Source organism: Radiobacillus kanasensis (genome assembly GCF_021049245.1).
Lineage (GTDB): Bacteria > Bacillota > Bacilli > Bacillales > Amphibacillaceae > Radiobacillus > Radiobacillus kanasensis.
Genome location: NZ_CP088020.1, coordinates 1828507 through 1851919, shown reverse-complemented (window position 1 = coordinate 1851919; position 23413 = coordinate 1828507). Strand labels below are relative to the sequence as shown.

The window sequence follows — 23413 nt, the reverse complement described above, 5'->3', positions numbered from 1 at the left end:
CATAAAATGTAGTTAATTGTAAATAATTATATAATTTTCAAAGTAGTTTTAGAACTTAATTCTGTTATCTTCTATAAAAAAGTGATAATATATCGAATTAAGATCAATAGGAGTGTGAAAGACATGAACAATCAACTTGAGAAGGCAACTTTTGCTGGTGGATGTTTTTGGTGTATGGTCAAACCGTTTGATCAATGGGATGGTGTGGAGAGTGTCACTTCTGGATATACAGGTGGCCATGTTGAAAATCCAACTTATGAACAAGTAAAAACGGGAACGACAGGACACTACGAAGCGGTGCAAATTGTTTTTGACCCAAATAAAATTAACTATGAAACAATCCTGGACCTTTATTGGCCACAAATAGACCCAACAGATGAAGGTGGACAGTTTCATGACCGTGGACCACAATATAGAACGGCCATATTTGTGCACAATGATACGCAAAAAGAACTCGCAGAGCAATCCAAACTTGCACTCCATAATAGTGGTAGATTCAAACAACCTATTGTAACAACTATATTACCTGCTTCAACGTTCTATCCTGCAGAAGACTATCACCAAGATTTTTATAAAAAAAATGAGAAAGAATACAAAGAAGATCGAGCCAAATCTGGCAGAGATGATTTCATCCACATGCATTGGTAATCGATATGAGTACTCCTAACCTATTAGATTAGGAGTACTGTTTTTGTTATTAAGTTTACATAATAAAATTATGGTAATTTATATACTTACCAACTTTCAATTTCCGCACGATCCCCTTTACTATTTCCTTTTTTCTTCGTGCGATTTGCTAGTTCTTTTTCTACCTCTGCTAAAGATACCTCTTGATCGGCCATTAAAACAAAACTATGGTATATCAAGTCCGCTACTTCTTTCACGATTTCTTCTATGTCAGCATTTTTAGCGGCGATGACAACTTCACCCGCTTCTTCAATCACTTTTTTCCCTATTTTATCTATTCCTTTTTCGAATAAATAGTTCGTATAAGAGTTTTCGACCTTGTTTACTTTTCGATCCTCAATTTCTTCAAACAGCTGTTGATAGATGGTATCTAATAGTGTAGCTGCTTTGCCTAGCTCTCCCGTGTTTAGATTCACTTCACGATAAAAACAAGTCTTCTCACCCGTATGACATGCTGGACCATTAGGTGTAACGCGGATGAGTACGGTATCTTCATCACAGTCCACCTGTATGGATTCTACTTTTTGTGTATGTCCAGACGTCGCCCCTTTATGCCATAGTTCATCACGGGATCGGGAATAAAACCACGTTTCTTTTGTCTCTAAGGTTTTTTGATAGGCTTCTTCATTCATGTAGGCAACCATTAGTACTTGATCCGTTTCATTATCTACAACGACAGCGGGTATTAAACCTTTGCTAAAATCCAGATTCACGAACAGACACTCCTTCTCTCATACAGGTTTGCTTCACTTCTTCGATGGAAAAGGTGTTCTCATGAAAAATCGAAGCAGCTAATGCGGCAGAAACATCTGTTTTATTAAATACTTCCGGGAAATGCTCAGGACTACCACAGCCACCAGAAGCAATAACGGGAATTCTTACTGCATCAACAACCGCATTCGTTAATCTAATGTCGAAGCCATCCTTTACCCCATCCGTATCTACACTTGTAAGTAGAATTTCTCCTGCACCTTTTTGTTCCACTGTTTTTGCCCATTCCAAGGCATCTAAACCTGAATCTACTTTTCCACCATGTGTCATCACATGCCACCCATCCTCAAACCACTTAGCGTCGATGGCTACTACGATACATTGGGAACCAAATCGGTTCGCTCCTTCTGTGATGACATCAGGGTTCGCAACAGCGGCAGAATTAATCCCAACTTTGTCTGCACCAGCTTTTAAAAGCGTCGTCATATCCTCAACTGTTCGAACTCCCCCACCAACGGTAAATGGTACAAACACTTGATTGGCCGTTTCTTTAACGATATCAATCATCGTTTGTCTTCCTTCATTCGTAGCCGAAATATCTAAAAATATAATTTCATCAGCTCCTTGCTGCGAATAAAAAGATGCCATTTGAACAGGGTCTCCTAATTCCCTTAAAGAAACGAAGTTTGTCCCCTTCACGACCTTTCCTTCTTTTACATCCAGACATGGAATAATCCGCTTCACTATCATTTAGATATCCCCCATTACGGTTACTTTCCCATCATAGATGGCTTTTCCTACGATTGCTTCCTCGATGCCAATCGCTTTTAAATCTTCTAAATCTTGATTATCCTTTACTCCACCTGAGGCGACAATTTTGACATGGACTGCATTTTTAATTGCTTCTAATTGTTGTAAATTAGGACCCGTTAATGTTCCGTCTCTTGATATGTCGGTAAATACAATTGTTTCTACGCCTTTCTCTTCCATTTTCTTCGCAAAATCGATGTAATGCGTTTCTGTGATCGTTTCCCACCCTCGTGTTGCAACCATTTCATCCTTTGCATCAATTCCCACTACGATATGAGAGGAATACTTTTGTAGAGCGGCATCTAAGAAAACCTCATCTTCTAAAGCTGATGTTCCTAGTACCAATCTTGTTGCACCAGCTTCCAATAATTTTTCAACGGTTTCCATCGTACGAATACCGCCTCCAACTTGAATAGGTACGGTAGATTGGTTGCATAGCAAACGGATCAACTCATACTGTCTGGCTGCCCCGTTACGCGCCCCGTCCAAATCAACGATATGAACCATCTTGGCTCCACTTTTTACAAACTGATGTAACTGGTCTACTGGATCCCCACCAACGGCCATTGTTTTACTAAAATCGCCCTGATAAAGGCGAACACATTTCCCATCAATCAGATCAATGGCTGGAATGACTAACATAAGCAACCTCCTGCAGAAACGTTTTTAATAGGTTCACGCCAACTTCTCCACTCTTTTCGGGGTGAAACTGTATGCCATACACGTTGTCTTTTTTGACAATCGCTGGAACTTCTGTGCCATAATCCGAGCTCGCCACCACATATTTTTCCTCTGTTTTAGCTTGGAAGGAGTGAACAAAATACACATGTTTTTCTTCATACGGGAGGAAAGCGTCATATCCGGGTTTTATTTGCAAACCGTTCCAACCAATGTGTGGCAATAAATATTCGGTTTCTATTTTTTTTACTGATCCAGGGATAAGATTTAATCCTTCTGTTTTTCCACCTTCATAGCCATCGGAAAATAAAAGCTGCATGCCGAGACAAATTCCTAAAAACGGCTTTTCTCTTGCCATTTCTCTAAGGAAATCTAGTAGTCCTCTATCTTCGATTTCTTCCATCGCAGCTTGAAAGGAACCAACACCAGGTAACACAATATGGGAGGCTGCACGTAATTGCTCTTGATCGTCCGTTAAGATAACCTCGTATCCGAGACGTTTAAACGCCATCGATACACTCGCTACATTTCCCATTCCATAATCAACAATCGCTATCATTCTATTAGCCCCTTTGTAGAGTTTACCCCTTTAATGTCCGGATTAATGGAGATCGCTTTAGATAGTGCTCTTCCTAACGCTTTAAAAATAGACTCGATCTTATGATGGGTATTTTCTCCGTACAACACTTTTGCATGTAACGTGATTCCAGATTGAAATGCAAAGGCTTGTAAGAATTCTCGAACAAGCTCTGTATCAAAGTTTCCTAAAGATGGTGTCGTAAACGATGCATCAAACACTAAGAACGGTCTTCCGCTAATATCTAACGCAACAAATCCTAGTGATTCATCCATTGGGACATATGCATCGCCGTATCGATTGATTTGTTTTTTATCCCCTAGTGCTTCACGAAGCAATTGCCCAAGTACAATCCCAACGTCTTCCACCGTATGGTGACTATCAATATGTAAGTCACCCTCCGCCTTAACCGTTAAGCCGATGCGCCCGTGCCTGGCGAATAATTCTAGCATGTGATTGAAAAAACCAACCCCTGTTTCGATGGATACTTCTTTAGGATCGTCTAAGTTAATAGAAATCTCTATAGACGTCTCGTTTGTCTTTCTTGACTTAGTAGCTGTTCTCATCAGACTTACCCCCTATTCTTATTGTCTACTCTAACTTGTATCGCCCTTGCATGCCCTTCAAGCTGCTCTACCTTCGCGAGCGTCATAATATCAGTTGCGGCATCGTTTAAGGCAGCTTCTGAATAATATAAAAAGGTTGTTTTCTTTAAAAAGTCATCTACAGAAAGTCCAGAAGAGAACTTGGCCGTCCCGGACGTCGGTAATACGTGATTAGGACCCGCATAATAGTCTCCTAACGGTTCCGGAGAATAGTTCCCTAAGAATACGGAACCGGCATTTCGTACTTTGCCAAGATAGTTCATTGGCTGGCTAAGCTGGATTTCTAAATGCTCTGGTGCCAATTGATTAGCTAGCTGAAATGCCTCATCTGTATCAGCAACTTTGACGATCGCACTTCTGTTTTGTAAAGCTTGTTCGGCAATGTCTTTTCTAGGTAAAACGGCGCACTGCTTTTCTAGCTCCATTTTTGTTTCTTCCATGATTCTGTCCGACGTCGAGAATAAAAAAGATCTTGCGAACGCATCGTGTTCAGCCTGCGCAATTAAATCGGCAGCTATAAATACTGGATTCGCTGTTTCATCGGCAATTATGGCCACTTCTGATGGCCCTGCAATCATATCAATTCCGACATCTCCAAAAACAAGCGACTTTGCTGCTGCTACATAAGCATTACCTGGACCGACAATCTTATCCACACTTGGAATAGATTCCGTTCCATACGCCAACGCCGCAATCGCTTGCGCTCCTCCAAGCTTATAAATCTCTTGAACTCCTGCGATTTCGGCAGCCACTAGCAAAACGGGAGAAATAGACTCCCCGTTTCTCGCTGGACTTACCATTACGACTCGTTCAACACCTGCAATAATCGCAGGAATGGCGTTCATGAAAACTGTGGAAGGATAACTAGCTGTTCCTCCTGGGACATAGATACCTACGTTCTCAATAGCGCGATACAATTGTCCTGAGGTAATATCCGCTTCTACATTCATGAATCGGGAGGTCGGAAGCTGCTTCTGGTGAAAAATTTGAATATTTTCAGCTGCTCTTTTTAAAGAAGCAATGGTGTCTTCTGATACTTCTTTCCAAGCATTTTCTTTTTCTTTATCACTTACAAGCCAACTAAAAGGGATTCCCCCATCAAACATTTCCGCATACCGTTCAATTGCTTTATCCCCATTTTGTTGAACGTCTGTAATAATCCGTTGAACGTCCTCTAAAATGGTCTGATTATCTTCTCTATTTTTCTGCTTCGAAAAAAAAGACTTACGAAATTCCTCAGGTGATAAAACAGGAATCATTTCAAGACAGCTCCCTTCTGAAAAGACTGAATAATTGGGTTCAACGCATCTCGTTTTATTTTTAACGAAGAACGATTAGCAATACATCTTGCACTGTATGATTGAATTTCTTCTTTCACAATTAACCCATTCTCTTTCAATGTCGTGCCTGTTTCTACAATATCCACGATCCCATCCGCTAATCCTAGAATAGGAGCAAGCTCTACAGAACCTTCTAGCTTAACGATATCCACAGATTCCCCTTTTTGCTTAAAATACTCCTTCGTGATCGTTGGATATTTGCTTGCAATCTTTCGTTTTCGGTTTGGAAGTTGTTTTCCTTCTTCGATCGCGAGCGCCATGCGGCACTTTCCAAATGGTAGAGGAAATAAATTATAAACGTCCGGTTGGAACTCCGTTAATACGTCCTCCCCAACGATTCCTAGATCAGCAATCCCATGTTCAACGTATGTCGTAACATCGACTCCCTTTGCAAATACAAACTGACATTGATCTGTATCCACTCGTAGTTTTCTTCCCTTTTTCACCAAAGGTTCTATATTATAGCCAATGGACTGAAAAAACTCTAAAAATTGTTTTTCTAATCTTCCCTTAGTGAGTGCGATTGTTGGTTTCATTGTTTGACCACCTTGAATGTTGAATTCTCTTCTTCAATTTGTAGTACGATTTCGAATTTATGATCTTGTGGAAGCTCGTAAACAATATCTACAACATCATTAGGATAGGAAGCCCGGACCGATTCTGCAAAAACGTGGGACGCTTTTGATGCAAGAATAGCAATTCGTTGTCTCTCCCGCTCTAGAGAAATATTTTCTGCTAGAACATCTACATCGAAAGCGAGACCGACTGCGGATACTGTTTCTTGAAATTGTTCATAAAGTTTGTCATAACGTCCACCCGAGAAACAAATTTCTCCAGTATCCTTCATGTAGCCTCTAAACATCGTTCCATCATAGTATGGTAAATTTTTCACTCTTCCGAGATCAACGGTCACATCCTGCATACCTGACGCTTTCATCAAACTTACTAATGACTTCAAGTGGTTCAATATAGATAGAAGACGTTCACGATTGCTCCACTTTTCCTCATATTTTTCAATTAAATCTGCCGAACCATAGGCATCAATTAGATCGACAAGCTCCTCGGCAATATCTTCCGATCCAGATTTTGTAGCAAGTACGTGCACTTCATCTTTTCGCTTGTCATGCATCGCTTGTCTTAGTTTCTTCTCTGCTTCCACCGTTAACTTTAGAGGTAGTGTTAATTCTTCAAAAATACCTGTATGACCTAATTCTATTAGGTACTCTGTTATACTAAGCTCGTCTAGATAGGACATCGCCGTCAATAAGGATTCCCCTTCTCCCAGAAAAGACTCTGTATGAAGAATTTCAATACCCGCCTGTCTGCTTTCCGTCCCAGCTTTATCACTGCGGAATACGGAACCCTGATATGACCATTTCTTTTGCGATTTTGCTTGATGAACAAGGGCACGCGCGATAGCGGTAGTCCAGTCTGGACGTAGTACTTCAATTTCTCCATCTTTATTAAACCACTTCAGCATAGACTGAAGATTCATTCCAACATAAGGGTTCGTAAACGTATGTGCAAATTCTACGACAGGAGTAGAAATTTGTTTGAAGTTCCGTCGTGAAGTAATAATTCGAAAGGCTTCAAAAGCTTTCGCTCGATTATTTATGATAGATCCCATTTCATCTTGACTACCTGCTGGTAAAAACATAAAGTCACATCCTAAACCGGTTTTCTTTACCACTCTACTGTGGTAAAGTGGTAAATCATTTGTTTGAATTTAACATATGATACTTATTTCGTCAACCTATTCTTCTTTAATAGCCACATTAGACAAGACATCGTATAATACGAGTATCTAGGGACAGGAATATGTTCTAATTATACAAGAATAGGAGTTAGAAATTATGAAAAAAGGGGATTTTCACGTACACAGCCCGTATTGCCCACATGGATCCAATGATTCTATGGAAGAGTATGTACGAAAAGCTATCGAAAAAGGAATGGATTATCTAACCTTTACGGAGCATGCTCCCTTTCCGGAATCCTTTATTGATCCTGTGCCAAATAAAGATAGCGCAATGAGCTGGGCGGACGTTGAGGACTATATAAATGATGGCCTCTTACTAAAAGAAAAATATAAACATGACCTTCAAATAAAAGTTGGGTTTGAGGTAGATTTTATTGAGGGGTATGAGAAGGAAACAACGAGGATATTAGACTATTTTGGTACAAGAATAGAAGACTCGATTTTATCTGTCCATATGCTACGAATCGGTGAACAATATGTGTGTATCGATTACAGTGACGAGGAGTTTGGACGAATCCTATCTCTTACTAATGGAGTAGATTCGCTACATCGGCTCTACTATCAAACCGTAAAACGATCGATTTTAGCCAACTTAGGCTCGTATAAACCACGTAGAATTGGGCATATCACGTTAGTGGAGAAGTTCCGAAAAAAATATCCTGCAACGATGGATTTCACCACAGAACAGGATGAGATTCTATCACTCCTACACAAGGATCAACTTGAGTTAGACGTAAACTCGGCGGGATTTTATAAAGAATGGAATGAAAATGCTTATCCACCACAGCCTTTGATTAACAAGGCTAAACAATTAGGAATTCCACTTATTACAGGATCGGATAGTCACACCGCTTGCCATATTGGTCGTGGTTTCGATCGAATCTCATGGTAAGAAGCTGGGACAAAATTGTTTTAATCATGTTAAAAATCCGAATTGATTCAAAACCTTTCATTAGAATTCGAATCAGTTCGGATTTTTCTTTTAAGAGTGGGAAGCTGTCGAAGCCTCCCTTTTACATTATTGTATTCATTTGTTCAAGCTTCGATTTCAGCTCTTCAACATCGACCTCTTGCGAGAGAGCTGTTTGATACCCATCATAAAACTCCTTTACAGATGCTTTTGCTTTCTCTTTCATAAAGGTTTCTGCATTCATCCACTCCTCTTCATAATGCTTCCAAAACGTGGACTCAACCTCTCCTAAAAACTCCTTCACAAAAGGTTGTAGCTGCTCTTCTAACGATTCTTTCATTTCTTCTTTTTCATTCTTTTCGAAGAATGCCTTGGCGTTTTTAAACAATTGAAGCGAGCTGTGGAACATCCGTTTATCCATCCCCTGAAAAGGCGTTGGGAACGTTGGTGCTTCCCACGTTCGATCCTCAAAGCTGGCAAAACTAACATGGTCATTTACTTTCACACTTTGAAGCTCAAGTTGTTCATAAACCTCTTTTAATTTATCGTTGCCAAATCGCTCCATCCGTAAAGAAACAGCACGAATTTCTTGTTCAAGCTCGTATTTTATTCGATTCAAAAAAGCAACCAGACTCGTTTCTAAGCCAATTCTTGCTTCTTTAGCAGAACCTTTAATGATCGATGGATTGAACTCCTCTTTAAACTTTTGATTAAATTCTATAAAGATACGTTGGCTGACATAATACAATTGCTTTTCTAGCTTTTGTTGAATTTGTTTTCTATATGGATTAGAGTCCAGTACCACAATTCGGTCTAGAATTGTATCCTTTTCTTCTTCATAACGTCTAAGCTTCGATTGCTTTTCCTCATTGCTAAGCGAAGCATCTTCTAAATAGGCCGATAAAGTCGTTTGTACTCTTTTAAGGTCAAACAAGGACGAGTGAATGAGCATTTCCACAAGGTCTTCCTCGATAAAGGAATAAAAGGATTCTTCAAATACGGAAAAGCCTGATGGTTCTTCTTTCTTATTCAGCTTGGCTTGTATCGCATCATAACTAGATAACGGGAACAATTTAGGCGCAGTTATTCCAAACTGTCGCAATTGTTCATCCATGTATGTTGTAACTAGATCCAGTTCCTCTTGATTTTGCGCCAAGTCGGAGGCATTAATGATAAAGAACATCTTATCCAAACTGAAGGCATCCTTCACTCTGCCAAGCTGGATCAGGAAGTCCTTATCTGCCCGAGAAAAAGGATGGTTGTAGTACGTAACGAAAATGATTGCATCCGCATTCTTGATATATTCAAACGAGACGTCTGTATGACGAGCGTTGACAGAGTCAGCACCTGGTGTGTCTACTAACGTGATCCCTTTTCTCGTTAACTCACAATCATAAAAGAGCTCCATCCAAGCCACGTAACAGGCGATTGATTCTTCGGAAACATAGCTCGAAAACTCATCCATCTCTATCGTGATTTGCTTTCCTAAGAAATCTCGATTCCGTTCAAATCCTTGACAAATAGCCTGCAAAAAATGACGCTGTCTCTCTGTTAATGTTTGATTGACATGTGGTTCGATTCCTACCACGCCATTACGCACATATTCTTCTAAAGAAGAAAAAATCGGGTGGTCTGTTTGCAGCATTTGTTCTAAGTCCAACAAAAGATCTTGTTCTGTTTTTAGTTGAACGGTTATGGACCCGTGCGGATGATTAGAGTCTGGTGGACTAATTTTATTTATAGCTGCCGTCGTTGGATTTGGAGAGACTGGCAATACCTGCTCCCCCAATACCGCGTTGGCAAACGAGGATTTCCCTGCACTAAAGGCTCCAAATAACGCAACCGTGAAACGTTGATGACATAATCGATCACGCTTGCTCTTTAAGTCTGCAGTGATCGTCTGAAAGCCGGAAACACCTCCTAACAAATTGCTTGCTTGTTGTAGCCGCTCTTGAATCATGTCTACCGTAAAAGAGGAACGCTCTTTTTCAAGAATTGGAATTTCCTTTTCGAAAGTTTCCATTGGTTCTTTTTGATCGAGTACAACATCCTTTGGTGAACGGTAATTCGGCTTTCGCTCTTTAAGTTTTTTTCTTGCCAGCTGAATAGCATCCCCATGTTCACCCTCATCTACTAACATATATCTTAGTCTTTCTTCCGACTGGTGAATGTCATCTCGAATGCTTTGAAGCTTTTCCAATTGTCCCTCATGTTGCTTCGATTGAGTTAATGTAGTTTGAAGTCTTTCAATTTTCTCTTCATTTTGTCCCGTTAATTCCGAAACAAATTCATCGCGAATTCGGATAGCCTCTTGCCTATACTTAGATTTGATGAATTGGCTAACATCCTCGGTATAAACCAATAAATATTCTCCAGATAAACGAGCTCCAGGCTTAATAAGGTCTAACAAGGCACTTTCGGAAATAGAAACTTTTAGTGATTGTATTCGCTCTTCTAACCCTGAGTGGTCTAGGTGATACGCTTTCACAGCATCTAGCAACTTATCTCGCAGCTTCCACTGCACATTCGCTTCAACCTGTTTTAGAAGAGCATCATAAAAGTTTTGCAGTCTTTGCTGGCGTGCTTCCTCCGTTTTTTTCTTGGCACCTAAGATCCCGATCTTAAAGGATTTTTGTTGGGATTCTAAAAACTGATCAGCTTTTTCCCTTAGGTCAAAAGGCATCATATAAGCATTTTTTAACGTTTGATCGATCTGATCCGTTAGATCCTTATCCGCTTCTTTTGCTTGCTCGCGAAGTGTATCTAACTCATCTTGTAACTCCTTCATATCCTCACTAACCGGACAAGATCTAGCCTTTTTTTCTAATTCCTCTAATTCATCTTCCTTTTGCTCAAACATCCATTGAATATGTTGTTCTACTAGATCTTTACTCGATTGACGTATAGTGTCTTTAATCAATTCTTCTTTTTGACTCATAATAGCCTGAATGGTTGACCTTAGTTGCCCGAATTGATTACGAGGGTGCTTTTCATCGCGTAAAGAGGTATAAAAGATAGACTCGACCTCAATGCCCCATTGGTTAAATGTTTGTTCAATACTCTTCGTAAACGTTTCGAACGATAACTCGTTTTCTTTATGTTTATCAATTTGATTCACGACAATATAAAGCTTTTTTTCTCTTTCTTGCATTTGTTTTAGGAATTCTAAGTTTACTTCTGATTGCACGTGATTATAGTCCATGACATAAAAAAGAACATCCACTAAGTGAATAGACCCCTCGGTAATAATTCGATCGGCATCACGAGAGGAATCAATACCTGGTGTATCGTATAACACGACCTGAGGTGATAGTTGCTTCGTCCGTTTACTAATTTCAATTTCTTTAATTAAGTCTCCATCCTTTGAGTAACCCTTGATTGTCTCTATATCATAAGGCTCCTCGAAATGGATGGGATCTTCCTTGTAAAAATAAACATTGGCGTATGGCTCGCCAGCACTGATTTTCACAATATTAGCACTAGTGGGAATAGGACTTTGTGGTAAAAGCTCCTCTCCCATTAATCGATTAATCATCGTAGACTTACCTGCAGAAAAATGTCCTGCAAAGCTAATTACGCATTCGTTTTTCTTACGTTTTTCCAATAAATCAAGTACTCTTTCTGCGCGAGTGTGATCTTGATTGTTGTAAAAATGTTCATATAACTTAGCTAGCTGATTCTCCGTTATCGACTCTGTCCCAACCCTATTCATGTATGTCGTGACCCCTTTATTTTTTCTGCTAAACCCTATTATACGTTTGTAGCTCTAATCTGACTACCTTCGTATTTTATGTTTGAAATAAAAATTCCGCGAAAAAATGGTTACCAATATCCAGTCCGAAACTGTCTCCCTATTTAATAGTATAAATAAAAAACCCACTCTCCATTTGAGAACGGGTTTTTTTAGCTGGATTACCTTCCCTTGAGAGTATGATAACTTCCACTGTAATACATAATGGGATTGTCATTCTTCTCATTAATTTGGAGGTCCAATACCTCCGCAATTACGATTTTGTGATCCCCTACGACAACGGTTTGATATTCCTTACAGGATAAAGCTACTATAAATTGTGGTAATATAGGAGCACCTTCCAAATACATGTAAGGAATCGGATCGTCTTGGTCCTGCTGTCTGGAAAATACCTTAGATAGATCTTTTTGATCTTCTGTTAAAATACTTACACCGAATACCGTATTTTCATTTATTTTATCGTACATTCTTGTCTTTTTATCTATAGATATGGCGATTAGCTTGGGCTCCAATGAAACGGACATAAAGGCATTTACCGTCATCCCATGAACATGCTTATCATCCTGTATCGTTACGATTGTAATACCAGTTGCAAATTTCCCCATTGCATCTCGAAATACTCGATTATCCATCCTTCAAACCCCTTTATCATTTCCATTCTTCGTAAGAATATCATGTTAGTCTAGTCAAATGAATCAAATTGCTCACGACATACTACCCAATTCGTTTCTTTGTGTGTGATTCCCTCTACTAAAGTATGTAAACGAACAAAAAATGAGAAGGAGAAACATGAAAATTCCATGTTCGTCCTTCTCTTAAAAACAAAATCTACCTGTTTTATTCGGTACTGCTTGTTAACATAATCTAATTATCGTTATCTCCAAACACTTTATCATATTGAGCTACCGTCCAAACATCTGTTACTTCCCCTTGCTCATCCGAATCAATCACATAAGAACCGTTACTATAACGATCACTCTTAGGTAGTTCTATTGGGTTAATCGACTGGATCGTACCTTTTGACGTTTGGAATTGGATGGCATCTGATTCCGAAACGATTTCAAAGCCAGCAACACGATGTGGATTTTTCTTTAACTCACGTAACATAACCGATCCTCGTTTTGCACGTGAAGACTTTTCGAATTCACTCAATTTCATCCGCTTACAAGCCCCGCGGTGTGTGACTAGGATAAATTCCGGATCTGAAAGATCATCAAACACATGACCACTTACTACATGCTCGCCCGGTTTCAACTGGATAGCTTTCACTCCAGCAGCCCGTTGACCGACCGGATTTACTTCCGATTCATGAAACCAGAGGCCAAACCCTTTGTTAGAAGTGATAAAGACATCCGAATGTCCAGATGTAACATAACAATTTCTCACTTCATCGTCTTTCTTTAAATTAACCGCCACTAGCGCTTTGGAGCGACGCTGTGCTTCGTATAACTTAAATTCACTTCGTTTTACCATTCCGTTCTTCGTAAAGATAATAAGGTATTGGTCGTCATTAAACTCTCGTACCGGTATTACTTTTACGATATATTCATCCTTGTCGATAGCGACAATATTGGTCACATGCTGTCCTAGATCCTTCCAACGAATATCTGGAATCTCATGGACAGGCAAGTATAAATATCTCCCCTTGTTCGTAAATAGCAGGAGCTTGTCTGTTGTATTGACTTCCTGGAGTCCGACTAAGTGATCTTCCTCCTTAATGGCTAAATCTTCCCCGTTGGAAGCTGCATAAGAGCGCAAACTTGTCCGTTTAATGTAGCCATCTCTCGTCACCGATACCAATACATCTTCACTTGCAATCATCACTTCTAAGTTGATTTTCAGTTCCTCAATTTCTTGTTCGATGACTGTTCTTCTGTTTTCTTTATATTTTTGCTTAATCGCTTGTAAATCCGTTTTAATAACATGGAATAGCTTGCTTTCATTCCCCAAGATTTCTTCTAGCTCACGGATTTTTTGTTGTAATTCACTTGCTTCTGCTTCTAAAGCGGTAATATCCGTATTCGTTAAACGATATAGCTGTAAGTTTACAATCGCTTCTGCTTGTTCCTCCGTAAAACCGTACGCAGATTTAATCTGTTTCTTCGCATCCTGTTTATCCTTTGATGCTCGAATGGTTGCAATCAATTCATCAAGAATGGAGATCGCTTTAATGAGTCCTTCTACAATGTGGGCTCTACTTTTCGCTTTGTTTAAATCAAAGCGGGATTCCCGTGTTACGATTTCTTTTTGGTGCCCGATATAAGAGTCTAAAATCATAGGTAAGCTTAGTAGCTTTGGTGTCTTATCTTGGATGGCTACCATATTAAAGCTGTACGTGATTTGTAAGTCTGTATTCTTATACAAGAAATTAAGTATTCCGGTACTATCGGCATCCTTCTTCAGTTCGATCACGATACGTAGACCCGTACGATCTGTCTCGTCACGCACTTCCGCAATACCTTCCACTTTGCGATCAATTCGAAGCTCATCCATTCGTTTAACAAGGCTCGCCTTATTTACTTCAAACGGAATTTCGTCAATAACTATTTGTTCCCTACTGCTTCTTAACTTTTCAATTTCCGCTCTACCCCGAACTACAATCTTCCCGCGTCCTGTTTCATAAGCCTTTTTTATTTCATCGGCACCTTGAATGATTCCCCCTGTAGGGAAATCAGGACCTTTTATTTTTTTCATTAATTGATCCACCGATGCTTCTGGTTGATCAATTTTCATAATAACTGCATCGATCACTTCACCCAGATTGTGCGGTGGTATATCTGTTGCATAACCAGATGAAATCCCGGTAGACCCATTCACTAACAGGTTCGGAAATTTTGCTGGTAAAACCACAGGCTCATCGATAGAATCATCAAAGTTCGGTATGAAATCAACCGTGTCTTTGTCAATCGCACCAATTAATTCAGAAGCGATATTAGAAAGCCTTGCTTCCGTGTAACGCATCGCAGCTGGTGGATCCCCATCTACACTCCCGTTGTTTCCGTGCATTTCCACTAAGACATTTCTTACTTTCCATGTTTGGCTCAATCGAACCATTGCTTCATATACAGACGAGTCTCCATGTGGGTGGTAATTACCTATTACAGTCCCGACTGTTTTAGCTGATTTACGAAATGGTTTATCATGGGTATTTCGTTCTTCATGCATCGCATAAATAATACGGCGTTGAACTGGTTTTAATCCATCTCGAGCATCTGGTAGAGCTCGATCTTGAATGATATATTTACTATACCTACCAAAGCGATCCCCGATCACTTCTTCCAAAGGTAAATCTAAATATTTTTCTAATTGTGACAAGTCTTAGGTCCTCCCTTTAAGACTGAATGTTCTCGTTATCCATAATATTCGTTTCGTCATCAAGTCCAAAACGAACATGAGATTCAATCCATTTTCTTCTCGGTTCCACTTTATCACCCATAAGAGTAGTGACACGTCGCTCAGCGCGAGCTAAATCGTCAATTGTAACCCGAATTAGCGTTCTTGTTTCAGGGTTCATAGTTGTTTCCCATAATTGGTCTGCATTCATTTCCCCTAACCCTTTATATCTCTGAATAATATATCCACTTTTAAATTCGTTCGTTGCTTTCCGCATTTCTTCTTCATTCCATGCATAATGAATGATTTCTTTTGCACCTTTTCCCTTCGATATTTTGTAGAGCGGTGGCAAAGCAATATATACTTTTCCAGCTTCTACGAGCTGTCTCATATATCGATAGAAGAAGGTGAGTAGCAGAACTTGAATATGGGCGCCATCCGTGTCCGCATCTGTCATAATGACAATTTTGTCATATTGAACATCCTCTAGGGAAAAATCGGCCCCAACTCCAGCTCCAATCGTATGAATAATAGTGGAGACTTCTTCATTTTTCATCACATCTGCAATCTTCGCTTTTTCTGTATTAATAACCTTTCCTCGTAAAGGAAGAACTGCTTGGAATTTACGATCTCTTCCTTGTTTCGCAGATCCACCAGCTGAGTCACCCTCCACTAGGTACAATTCATTTTTTTCTGGATTACGAGACTGAGCTGGAGTTAATTTACCACTCAGTAAAGCATCCTTACGTTTTTTCTTTTTTCCAGAACGCGCTTCATCTCTTGCTTTTCTGGCAGCTTCCCGAGCTTCCTTAGCACGAATAGCTTTTTTAATTAACATACCAGCAACGTCTGGATTTTCCTCTAAGAAGTAAGCTAAATTTTCCGATACAACGCCATCGACAGCTGATCTAGCTTCGGATGTTCCTAACTTCCCTTTCGTTTGTCCTTCAAATTGTAATTTTTCTTCTGGAATCCTTACCGAAACGACTGCCGTAAATCCTTCCCGAATATCGTTTCCGTCTAAGTTTTTATCTTTTTCTTTTAATAGTGATATTTTTCTAGCATGTTCGTTAAAAACTCTCGTAATCGCGGTACGAGCACCGGATTCGTGCGTCCCACCATCTTTTGTCCGAACATTGTTTACAAACGAAAGCATACTTTCTGCATAGCCATCATTAAATTGAAAAGCGAAGTCTACTTCCATCTCTTGATGTTCGCCTTCAAAGGAAACCACAGGATGCAAGGAATCTTTCTCTTCGTTTAAATAAGCAACGAACGATTCCAAGCCATCCGGATACTGATAAGTCTCGGTCGTTTCATCACGTAAATCTATTAATTCTATTTGTAGTCCTTTTAATAAAAAAGCAGCTTCTCTTAACCGCTCAGAAAGAGTTTCGAACTGATAGACCGTTGTCGAGAAAATGGTAGGGTCTGGTTTAAAATGAATAGTTGTACCTGACTGTTTCGTTTTCCCAATCTTATCGAGGGAGGTAGCTGGTATGCCACCATTTTCAAATCTTTGCTTATATACTTGTCCATCTCGGTGGATCGTTACTTCTAACCATTCCGATAAGGCATTTACAACAGATGCCCCTACCCCGTGCAGACCACCACTCGTTTTATATCCACCTTGTCCGAATTTTCCACCTGCGTGAAGCACGGTGAAGATGACCTCCGGTGTTGGCTTTCCTGTTTTATGCATCCCTGTAGGCATACCTCGACCTTTGTCCACTACGGAAATACTATTATCTTTATGTATCGTTACTTTAATTACATCTCCAAAACCAGCAAGAACCTCGTCAACGGCATTGTCTACGATTTCATATACTAAATGGTGGAGACCTCGGGAATCCGTGCTACCTATATACATACCAGGTCTTTTTCTTACTGCTTCTAATCCTTCCAATACCTGGATAGAATCGTCTGAATACTGTGATGTCTGATTTGCCACGTGAACACCCGCTCCTTTCCCCTATCTTTCTCTAATATTAGAACAAACGTTTGTTTGTGTAAAGAATCGACTTTAAACGTACTTGTTCTATTTTAGCTTGTTTTTCTGTTTTCGCAAACAGCAAAATAATTATTCTACCGTATAAATTACCTATAAACAGTAAAAATCCCTGCCTAAAACAGGGATTTTCTTACGACATAACCATTGAACTTATACAAAACTACTCACAACGAGCTTCTTACTCAATTCTTACCTATTGTAAGGGAGTGTGCGACTTTTATACATAAATCCATCACAACTGTAAAATCATGTTCCGTTAAATATTGATAAGCTTCCTCATTCCATATTCCTTGCTGGGCCCAAAATACCTTTGCATTTGTTTGCACTGCTTCTTTCGCAAGGTCTGGTAAATACTCTGGTCGTCGGAATACATTGATAATATCTATCGGTTCATCGACGTCCGTAAGACGTGGGTAAGCCTTTTCTCCTAATGACTCTGTAATTTCTGGATTGACTGGAATGATACGGTAACCAGCTGCCTGCATTGCTTTTGCGATTTGGTAAGAAGTCCGATTTGGTCGATCAGATAACCCTACTACTGCAATCGTATGGTTATTTTCTAATATTTCTTTTAGCGTTTCTTTATTCGGATGATGTTCCATTGTCACATACCTCCTTTTATACTTTCTATTATGCCATAATAGAAGAAAGGGTCCTAATTCTAATGTACCCGCATCGATTTACAAAAAAACAATATCCTATGGTATGATGACATAGACGAACTTTTGTTTGAATGGGTCTTCCCATAAAGGAGAGAGAAAAATGGACTACTTTATATTCGCACTTATTGCTTATCTTTTAGGTTCCATTCCATCCGCCTTAATTGTCGGAAAGATTGGATACAATATTGACGTTAGAGAACAAGGAAGTGGAAACCTAGGTGCAACGAATACATTTCGTGTACTTGGTGTGAAAGCTGGGCTTGTCGTAAGCTTTGCAGATATTTTAAAAGGAACCTTAGCTACTTGCTTACCAATTTGGTTTGCTCCTGACATTAATCCTCTCATTGTTGGAGTGTGCGCAGTACTAGGCCATACGTATCCACTGTTTGCAAGGTTCAAAGGCGGGAAAGCGGTTGCGACTTCAGGTGGAATTATTTTAGCAGTCAATCCGCTACTTTTTGCTATTATGATACTTACTTTTTTTATTGTACTTTATCTATCTAAGTTCGTTTCCTTATCATCTATGATTACCGGTATCGTTGCTATCATCGTTACGATTATTCAGCAAGATATCGCATTGATGATTTTGACAAGTATCTTAACTGCTTTTGTCATTTATCGTCATCGTTCGAATATAAAACGGATTTTGAACAAAACAGAGCCAAAAATATCGTGGATGTAAGTCGAAAAATCATAAAAATTGAATCTTGGCATCTGCTTAAGTATACTACGATTTAGTATTGTGGCTGAAGGGAGAATAGCTATGAACACACCTAACAACAATAGAAAAAAGCAGTTACCCAATAAATTGCAACGACATAAATTATTCGGATCTGTTGATCCAGGTCCTAAAACAAAGCCAGTTGAAAAAAATCAAATGGCCGACTTACAGAACTCCAAAAAAGATTTTCTATTTGAAATTGATGCTGTAGGTATATCGAATGTCAAACACCCAATTCAAATAACAAGCCAATTACAACCACAATCACAAACAACCATTGGTACATTCACCTTTACCTCGAAAATAAATCAAGATAGTAAAGGTACGAATATGAGTAGATTTACCGAACAACTTACCGAGTATCATAGTCAGAACTTTGTAGTTAGCATCGCTTCACTGAAGCAATTCACAAAAGATTTAGCGGTTCGACTCAAACAAGCGGATGCTTCCATGGAAGTCACATTTCCTTGGTTCTTTGAAAGAAAAGGCCCATCATCTGACTTAACGGGATTGAATCATGCCGATGCCTCGATAAAAGTGTCTTATGATGAAAAACTAGGTTACGATGTAGAAGTAGGGTTATCCGGAACGATTACGACCCTATGTCCATGCTCTAAAGAAATTAGTGAGTATAGTGCACATAACCAACGTGGGATTGTTTCGATGTCTGTAAAATTATCTGATGATTTTGATGAAACCAGTCACGATTGGAAGGAAGTGCTTTTAGAAGCTGCAGAAAGCAATGCAAGCGCACGAATTCACCCTGTGTTAAAACGTCCAGATGAAAAAATGGTAACAGAGCAAGCATATGAAAACCCACGTTTTGTTGAAGATATGGTTCGCTTAGTAGCTGCAGATTTATACGAGCATCCATTTGTAGAAAAGTTCACGGTCGCTTGTCGTAATGAGGAGTCCATTCACTTACATGACGCCATTGCATCTATTACGTATGATAAATGGAATGAATCGAGATGAGGCTGAAGGATGAAACATTTTTTTATCCTATGTGTTAGAGGGTATCAGCGTTATATTAGTCCGATGACACCCCCCTCTTGTCGATTTCAACCGACATGTTCTCAATATGCAATCGAGGCACTTCAAACTCACGGGGCCATCAAAGGATTTTATTTAAGTGTAATACGAATCTTAAAATGTCATCCGTTTCATCCAGGAGGATTTGATCCCGTACCTGATCGTAAACGAAAAAAAGAGGCTAAGTAGCCTCTTTTTTTGTTTTCCTTATTAGGAATCTCCTCCATTCCGCCCACTGTTTGGGAATCCCCGCTTTGCCTTCTCTTCTTCTATGGCAACTTCCATTTCTAACCGCCGTGCGTAACGCGAATGGTGACGTTTTAACATTTTCCGACGACGTGTGAACAGAAAAGTTAAAATGACCAAAGCAAACGACCATAATAACTGATTCATCCTACCCCACCTTTCTACCCTGAATAGGTTCCTTTCTCAAGCTCATACTAATATTGACTTTACCTTTATTAAAGGAGGAACTTGTTTTGTTTTCACATGTTAAAGAATTACAATACAACGCAAAACCAGATCGTCCGGACCCGGTCTATGCAAAGAAATTACAAGAAATACTAGGTGGACAATTTGGAGAAATGACGGTTATGATGCAGTACTTATTCCAAGGGTGGAATTGTCGTGGAGACGAAAAGTATAAGGACATGATTTTAGACATTGGTACGGAAGAGATTGCTCACGTTGAAATGATTGCAACGATGATTGCTCAATTGTTAGACGGTGCACCTGCTCGTGAACAGGATGAAATCGTGGGACAAAACCCAGCTGTAGAAGCTGTGTTAGGTGGAATGAACCCACAACATATGATCGTATCTGGTATTGGAGCAACTCCAACCGATAGCGTCGGCTACCCATGGAACTCTCGTTACACGATTGCAAGCGGGAATATGCTAGCAGATTTTCGCGCTAATCTAAATGCAGAGTCACAGGGTCGCCTTCAAGTGTGTCGTTTGTATGAATCGACTACAGATCCTGGTGTAAGAGATATGCTATCTTTCCTTATTGCCCGAGATACGATGCATCAAAATCAATGGATGGCTGCTATTGAAGAATTAGAACAAAATCAAAAAGCGATCGTCCCAAGTACTTTCCCACAAAACCTCGAAAAACAAGATGTCAACTATTCGTTTATGAACTTCTCGCAAGGGGAAGAAAGCTCCCAAGGAAGATGGGCAAGTGGCAAATCAATGGACGGATTATCGGACTTTGACTATGTTGCTACTCCCGCAGCAATGGGACAAGTACCAAAACTACAACCAGCCCCTGCATACGTCCATGGTACCGTACTTCCAGGACAGATGGTACCGGATACTGAAAAAGCAAATTTTGAACAAAACCAACAAGGAAACGATCTACATTAATTGTTTAAGGGGACTCGTTTTTCGGGTCCCTCTTTTTTAGAATCAGGAGGTACAACAATGAACAAAAAGATAGCAACTCTTTCAACCGGTTTTTTAATCGTAACCACGATTATCTCCTTGCTTTTACTACCCTTCGCCATTTATAAACGTTCCTTTAAAGATTGGGTTATTGTCTATCTCGTTAGTTTAATTGGCAATTCTCTTGCCGATAAATATTTAGTCGCTAAAGGATACTTACATTATAAAATAAGACCGTTTGCTAGTAAGGTAAGAATCCACTTGCCATTTGATATCGTTCATTATCCGTTAATGCTTCTTTATTACAATCAGTGGACACTAAACAGCAAACCAATCGGCATATTTTTGAAGCTTTTTCCATTCGTTATTCCACTAACTATCCTCGAGACCATTGCAGCAAAGAGAACAAACTTAATCGAATGGAAAAAAGGATGGTCCTGGTATCACTCTTTCACAAGTCTTATTATAAAGCTATTGCTATGTAGAAGTATAATTGCTGGTATCCGAGTTCTAAATAAGGGGAAGGTGTCGACTAAATAACTGAGAACATCATACATTAACGATTTCTGCTGTCAAGGTGACTTATATTCATTTGATTAACGAATGCAAATCTCACCCCTTTTTCTTAATTAGAAATCACAAAAAGGAACTTGGTTACAAATCCAAGTCCCTTTTTAATTGCATGCTTTTTTGATCCTCTACTAAAGACACATTAGTGCATAAAGAGGTTCTTACATTCTAACAAATACGGAGTATTTTATCGGGTTTTCGAATCCTAATTTTTCAGCAAGGTTGATGGAGGCAATGTTGTTCACATCACAATCCCATCTAGGTATCTTGTCATCCTCCATACAATGTAATATAAAGTGTTCTGCAACATTATGTGCTAATCCCATTCCTCTATAACTATTTTGAGTGACAATATCCATTTCAGCAAATTGTGTTGAAGCAAAAATCGATATACATTCACTAGCAAGGTGTACATTATTTGATATACAGTAACCGAATCCTTTTTCTGTGAAATTCGATACTGATTCCCAATATTCTTCTAAATAAGCCTCATTAAAATCTTGACTATTATTAATTATCTTTTGATCTATTTTCCTAACTTTAAATTCTTTAGGAATTTCCCCTTTAGTTAGCCTTGAGAACTTACTCTCATTAAAATGAAAAGAATATCTTTGTATTTGTCTCAACTCTTTTTCCAGAAATTCATTTATAACTAAGTCCCATGTTTTAGAAGGTGAAAACAAAGTGAATCGCTTATTCTCCTTTGTTCTCCTTTCAAGGATTTCTACAAGAAATCGATTGAAACTAGTGTTCATTGGATCTCCAATAACAACAAAAATGCCTGAATTCGTACCAATTAATGCGGTTCTATTCGAATCCTCAATGAACACTTGACCAGGAATATAATTCTCTAATATGGAGTAAGCAAACGTAGGGTAAGTTTCCTTATTATCATATTTTTTAATTAGTCTCATCGCATTAATAAATTTTTCATTCATATGCGATCCCTCCGACCTATTTTAGAATCCCTCACTCTTAAATTAATTTTTATACCACACCTGTTAGCGAAATAACTATAAATGCTGTGGTAAATAATTTTTATACATAATAATTGCATCTGTCTGTTCTTCTAAAACAGCTAACGTCTTTGGGTGAGGCTTTACATAAATAGTAGGGTAATCTTTTTCGTCTAATTCCTCTAGTGTGGTAAAAGCTAATCGTTCATCATCAAGTGAAAATTGAGCATCAATTCCCTTTTTATTCCCACGAGCATCTAATCTTATCCATTTATTAAGTGATTTCAAAAAAACAGCATTCAAAGCGTGAATACAATATCCTTTTTCTGGCTTATCAAACAACATCAATCGCTGATAACAAAAGCCAGTTGGAATTCTTTGAGAACGTAAAAGAGATGCTAATAAATTTGATTTTGCGTAGCAAATTCCTTCTCCATAAAATAAAACATCTGACGCTTTACAAGTAACACGTTTCCCCTGAATATCCCAAGAATGAGATATTTCATCACGCACATATTCAAAAGCTACTTTTGCTTTCTCAACTTCTGTTTGAGTTGAGTTGAAAAGTTCTCCAATTTTTTCTTTTACTATTGGATTAGAGTAATTAACTTCATTTAATTCTAGTAAATATTCTTCTAATTGATCAGATTCACATATCACAGTTACTCCCCATTTCACTTCACAAGCTAATTCGTATAAATAATCATTAATTAGTATTATTATACATTGTGTGAACATGAAATTATAGGCATATCGTTAAACTAACCTGTAAAAGCTTAAGTGAAGTTCTTTACAATTAAATGATTTCATGCCTATCACATATAATTTCATATCATCTTTTCTTTCATTAATGTAGGATCTACTGTAACATCACAGTAGATCCTACATACTTTTGATAAAGTAAAATTGATATGACAC

General features: G+C 38.9%; 23 protein-coding genes. 7 read left to right on the top strand and 16 right to left on the bottom strand.

The genetic code is table 11. The annotated features are described in order from the left end of the window. The first annotated feature begins 123 nt into the window (after nucleotides 1-123). A complete protein-coding gene (gene msrA, locus KO561_RS09610; RefSeq protein ID WP_231096883.1) occupies nucleotides 124-648 on the top strand; it encodes a peptide-methionine (S)-S-oxide reductase MsrA in 525 nt (174 codons plus the stop codon). Between the two features lie 86 nt (nucleotides 649-734). Here msrA and hisIE read toward each other — a convergent pair whose 3' ends face one another. The 8 genes from hisIE to KO561_RS09570 are packed head-to-tail and all read right to left on the bottom strand — an operon-like array spanning nucleotide 735 to nucleotide 7065. Continuing rightward, on the bottom strand, nucleotides 735-1400 hold the full coding sequence (gene hisIE, locus KO561_RS09605; protein WP_231096882.1) for a bifunctional phosphoribosyl-AMP cyclohydrolase/phosphoribosyl-ATP diphosphatase HisIE: 666 nt from the start codon (nucleotides 1398-1400) through the stop codon (nucleotides 735-737). Then, nucleotides 1384-2148, bottom strand: coding sequence for an imidazole glycerol phosphate synthase subunit HisF (gene hisF, locus KO561_RS09600; RefSeq protein ID WP_231096881.1), 765 nt, complete (start codon nucleotides 2146-2148; stop codon nucleotides 1384-1386). The genes hisIE and hisF overlap by 17 nt, the downstream gene beginning before the upstream one ends. Next, on the bottom strand, nucleotides 2149-2850 hold the full coding sequence (hisA, locus tag KO561_RS09595) for a 1-(5-phosphoribosyl)-5-[(5-phosphoribosylamino)methylideneamino]imidazole-4-carboxamide isomerase (RefSeq protein WP_231096880.1): 702 nt from the start codon (nucleotides 2848-2850) through the stop codon (nucleotides 2149-2151). It abuts the gene before it with no gap. Continuing rightward, nucleotides 2828-3445 carry an imidazole glycerol phosphate synthase subunit HisH gene (hisH, locus tag KO561_RS09590; RefSeq protein WP_231096879.1) on the bottom strand — a complete coding sequence of 206 codons (618 nt, stop codon included), beginning with the start codon at nucleotides 3443-3445 and terminating at the stop codon, nucleotides 2828-2830. The genes hisA and hisH overlap by 23 nt, the downstream gene beginning before the upstream one ends. After that, entirely contained in the window at nucleotides 3442-4029 is a 588-nt protein-coding gene (gene hisB / locus KO561_RS09585; RefSeq protein WP_231096878.1) for an imidazoleglycerol-phosphate dehydratase HisB, read from the bottom strand. The genes hisH and hisB overlap by 4 nt, the downstream gene beginning before the upstream one ends. 5 nt (nucleotides 4030-4034) lie before the next feature. After that, nucleotides 4035-5327: a histidinol dehydrogenase gene (gene hisD, locus KO561_RS09580; RefSeq protein ID WP_231096877.1), complete on the bottom strand. Its 1293-nt coding sequence runs from the start codon at nucleotides 5325-5327 to the stop codon at nucleotides 4035-4037. Next, a complete protein-coding gene (gene hisG / locus KO561_RS09575; protein WP_231096876.1) occupies nucleotides 5324-5944 on the bottom strand; it encodes an ATP phosphoribosyltransferase in 621 nt (206 codons plus the stop codon). The genes hisD and hisG overlap by 4 nt, the downstream gene beginning before the upstream one ends. Further along, nucleotides 5941-7065 (bottom strand): ATP phosphoribosyltransferase regulatory subunit, encoded by a 1125-nt coding sequence (locus KO561_RS09570; RefSeq protein ID WP_231096875.1) that lies wholly within the window; start codon nucleotides 7063-7065, stop codon nucleotides 5941-5943. Before KO561_RS09570 ends, hisG begins: the two co-directional genes overlap by 4 nt. A 196-nt stretch (nucleotides 7066-7261) precedes the next feature. On the opposite strand from KO561_RS09570, the gene hisJ reads away from it, so the two are divergent. Next, nucleotides 7262-8056 carry a histidinol-phosphatase HisJ gene (hisJ, locus tag KO561_RS09565; protein ID WP_231096874.1) on the top strand — a complete coding sequence of 265 codons (795 nt, stop codon included), beginning with the start codon at nucleotides 7262-7264 and terminating at the stop codon, nucleotides 8054-8056. 121 nt (nucleotides 8057-8177) lie between these two features. Here the strand turns inward: hisJ and KO561_RS09560 are convergent, their stop codons facing one another. The 5 genes from KO561_RS09560 to KO561_RS09540 form a co-directional block, all read right to left on the bottom strand. Further along, entirely contained in the window at nucleotides 8178-11786 is a 3609-nt protein-coding gene (locus KO561_RS09560; RefSeq protein ID WP_231096873.1) for a dynamin family protein, read from the bottom strand. Between the two features lie 200 nt (nucleotides 11787-11986). Beyond that, on the bottom strand, nucleotides 11987-12457 hold the full coding sequence (locus KO561_RS09555) for a flavin reductase family protein (protein ID WP_231096872.1): 471 nt from the start codon (nucleotides 12455-12457) through the stop codon (nucleotides 11987-11989). Between the two features lie 232 nt (nucleotides 12458-12689). Continuing rightward, nucleotides 12690-15140 carry a DNA topoisomerase IV subunit A gene (parC, locus tag KO561_RS09550; protein ID WP_231096871.1) on the bottom strand — a complete coding sequence of 817 codons (2451 nt, stop codon included), beginning with the start codon at nucleotides 15138-15140 and terminating at the stop codon, nucleotides 12690-12692. A 16-nt stretch (nucleotides 15141-15156) separates the two neighbouring features. Then, nucleotides 15157-17109: a DNA topoisomerase IV subunit B gene (gene parE, locus KO561_RS09545; RefSeq protein WP_231096870.1), complete on the bottom strand. Its 1953-nt coding sequence runs from the start codon at nucleotides 17107-17109 to the stop codon at nucleotides 15157-15159. A gap of 242 nt (nucleotides 17110-17351) precedes the next feature. Beyond that, the gene (locus tag KO561_RS09540; RefSeq protein WP_231096869.1) at nucleotides 17352-17771 is read right to left on the bottom strand and encodes a CoA-binding protein; all 420 of its coding nucleotides are present in this window, start codon (nucleotides 17769-17771) and stop codon (nucleotides 17352-17354) included. A gap of 160 nt (nucleotides 17772-17931) precedes the next feature. Between KO561_RS09540 and plsY the strand changes: the two genes are divergently transcribed. The 3 genes from plsY (at nucleotide 17932) to yidD (ending at nucleotide 19773) form a co-directional block, all read left to right on the top strand. Then, complete coding sequence (plsY, locus tag KO561_RS09535; RefSeq protein ID WP_231096868.1) at nucleotides 17932-18513, top strand: glycerol-3-phosphate 1-O-acyltransferase PlsY; 582 nt, start codon at nucleotides 17932-17934, stop codon at nucleotides 18511-18513. A gap of 81 nt (nucleotides 18514-18594) precedes the next feature. Then, nucleotides 18595-19527, top strand: coding sequence for a GTP cyclohydrolase FolE2 (folE2, locus tag KO561_RS09530; RefSeq protein WP_231096867.1), 933 nt, complete (start codon nucleotides 18595-18597; stop codon nucleotides 19525-19527). 9 nt (nucleotides 19528-19536) lie between these two features. Further along, nucleotides 19537-19773, top strand: coding sequence for a membrane protein insertion efficiency factor YidD (yidD, locus tag KO561_RS09525; protein ID WP_231096866.1), 237 nt, complete (start codon nucleotides 19537-19539; stop codon nucleotides 19771-19773). A gap of 21 nt (nucleotides 19774-19794) precedes the next feature. On the opposite strand, the gene KO561_RS09520 is transcribed toward yidD, so the two are convergent. Beyond that, nucleotides 19795-19977, bottom strand: coding sequence for a hypothetical protein (locus KO561_RS09520; protein WP_231096865.1), 183 nt, complete (start codon nucleotides 19975-19977; stop codon nucleotides 19795-19797). Between the two features lie 86 nt (nucleotides 19978-20063). On the opposite strand from KO561_RS09520, the gene KO561_RS09515 reads away from it, so the two are divergent. Both KO561_RS09515 and KO561_RS09510 read left to right on the top strand, forming a co-directional pair. Next, the gene (locus tag KO561_RS09515) at nucleotides 20064-20951 is read left to right on the top strand and encodes a manganese catalase (RefSeq protein WP_231096864.1); all 888 of its coding nucleotides are present in this window, start codon (nucleotides 20064-20066) and stop codon (nucleotides 20949-20951) included. A 57-nt stretch (nucleotides 20952-21008) separates the two neighbouring features. Continuing rightward, nucleotides 21009-21509 carry a CBO0543 family protein gene (locus tag KO561_RS09510; RefSeq protein WP_231096863.1) on the top strand — a complete coding sequence of 167 codons (501 nt, stop codon included), beginning with the start codon at nucleotides 21009-21011 and terminating at the stop codon, nucleotides 21507-21509. A gap of 191 nt (nucleotides 21510-21700) precedes the next feature. Here the strand turns inward: KO561_RS09510 and KO561_RS09505 are convergent, their stop codons facing one another. Together KO561_RS09505 and KO561_RS09500 are read right to left on the bottom strand one after the other, a co-directional pair. Beyond that, the gene (locus KO561_RS09505) at nucleotides 21701-22477 is read right to left on the bottom strand and encodes a GNAT family N-acetyltransferase (protein ID WP_231096862.1); all 777 of its coding nucleotides are present in this window, start codon (nucleotides 22475-22477) and stop codon (nucleotides 21701-21703) included. A 75-nt stretch (nucleotides 22478-22552) separates the two neighbouring features. Then, nucleotides 22553-23155: a transglutaminase-like domain-containing protein gene (locus KO561_RS09500; protein ID WP_231096861.1), complete on the bottom strand. Its 603-nt coding sequence runs from the start codon at nucleotides 23153-23155 to the stop codon at nucleotides 22553-22555. Nucleotides 23156-23413 lie beyond the last annotated feature (258 nt).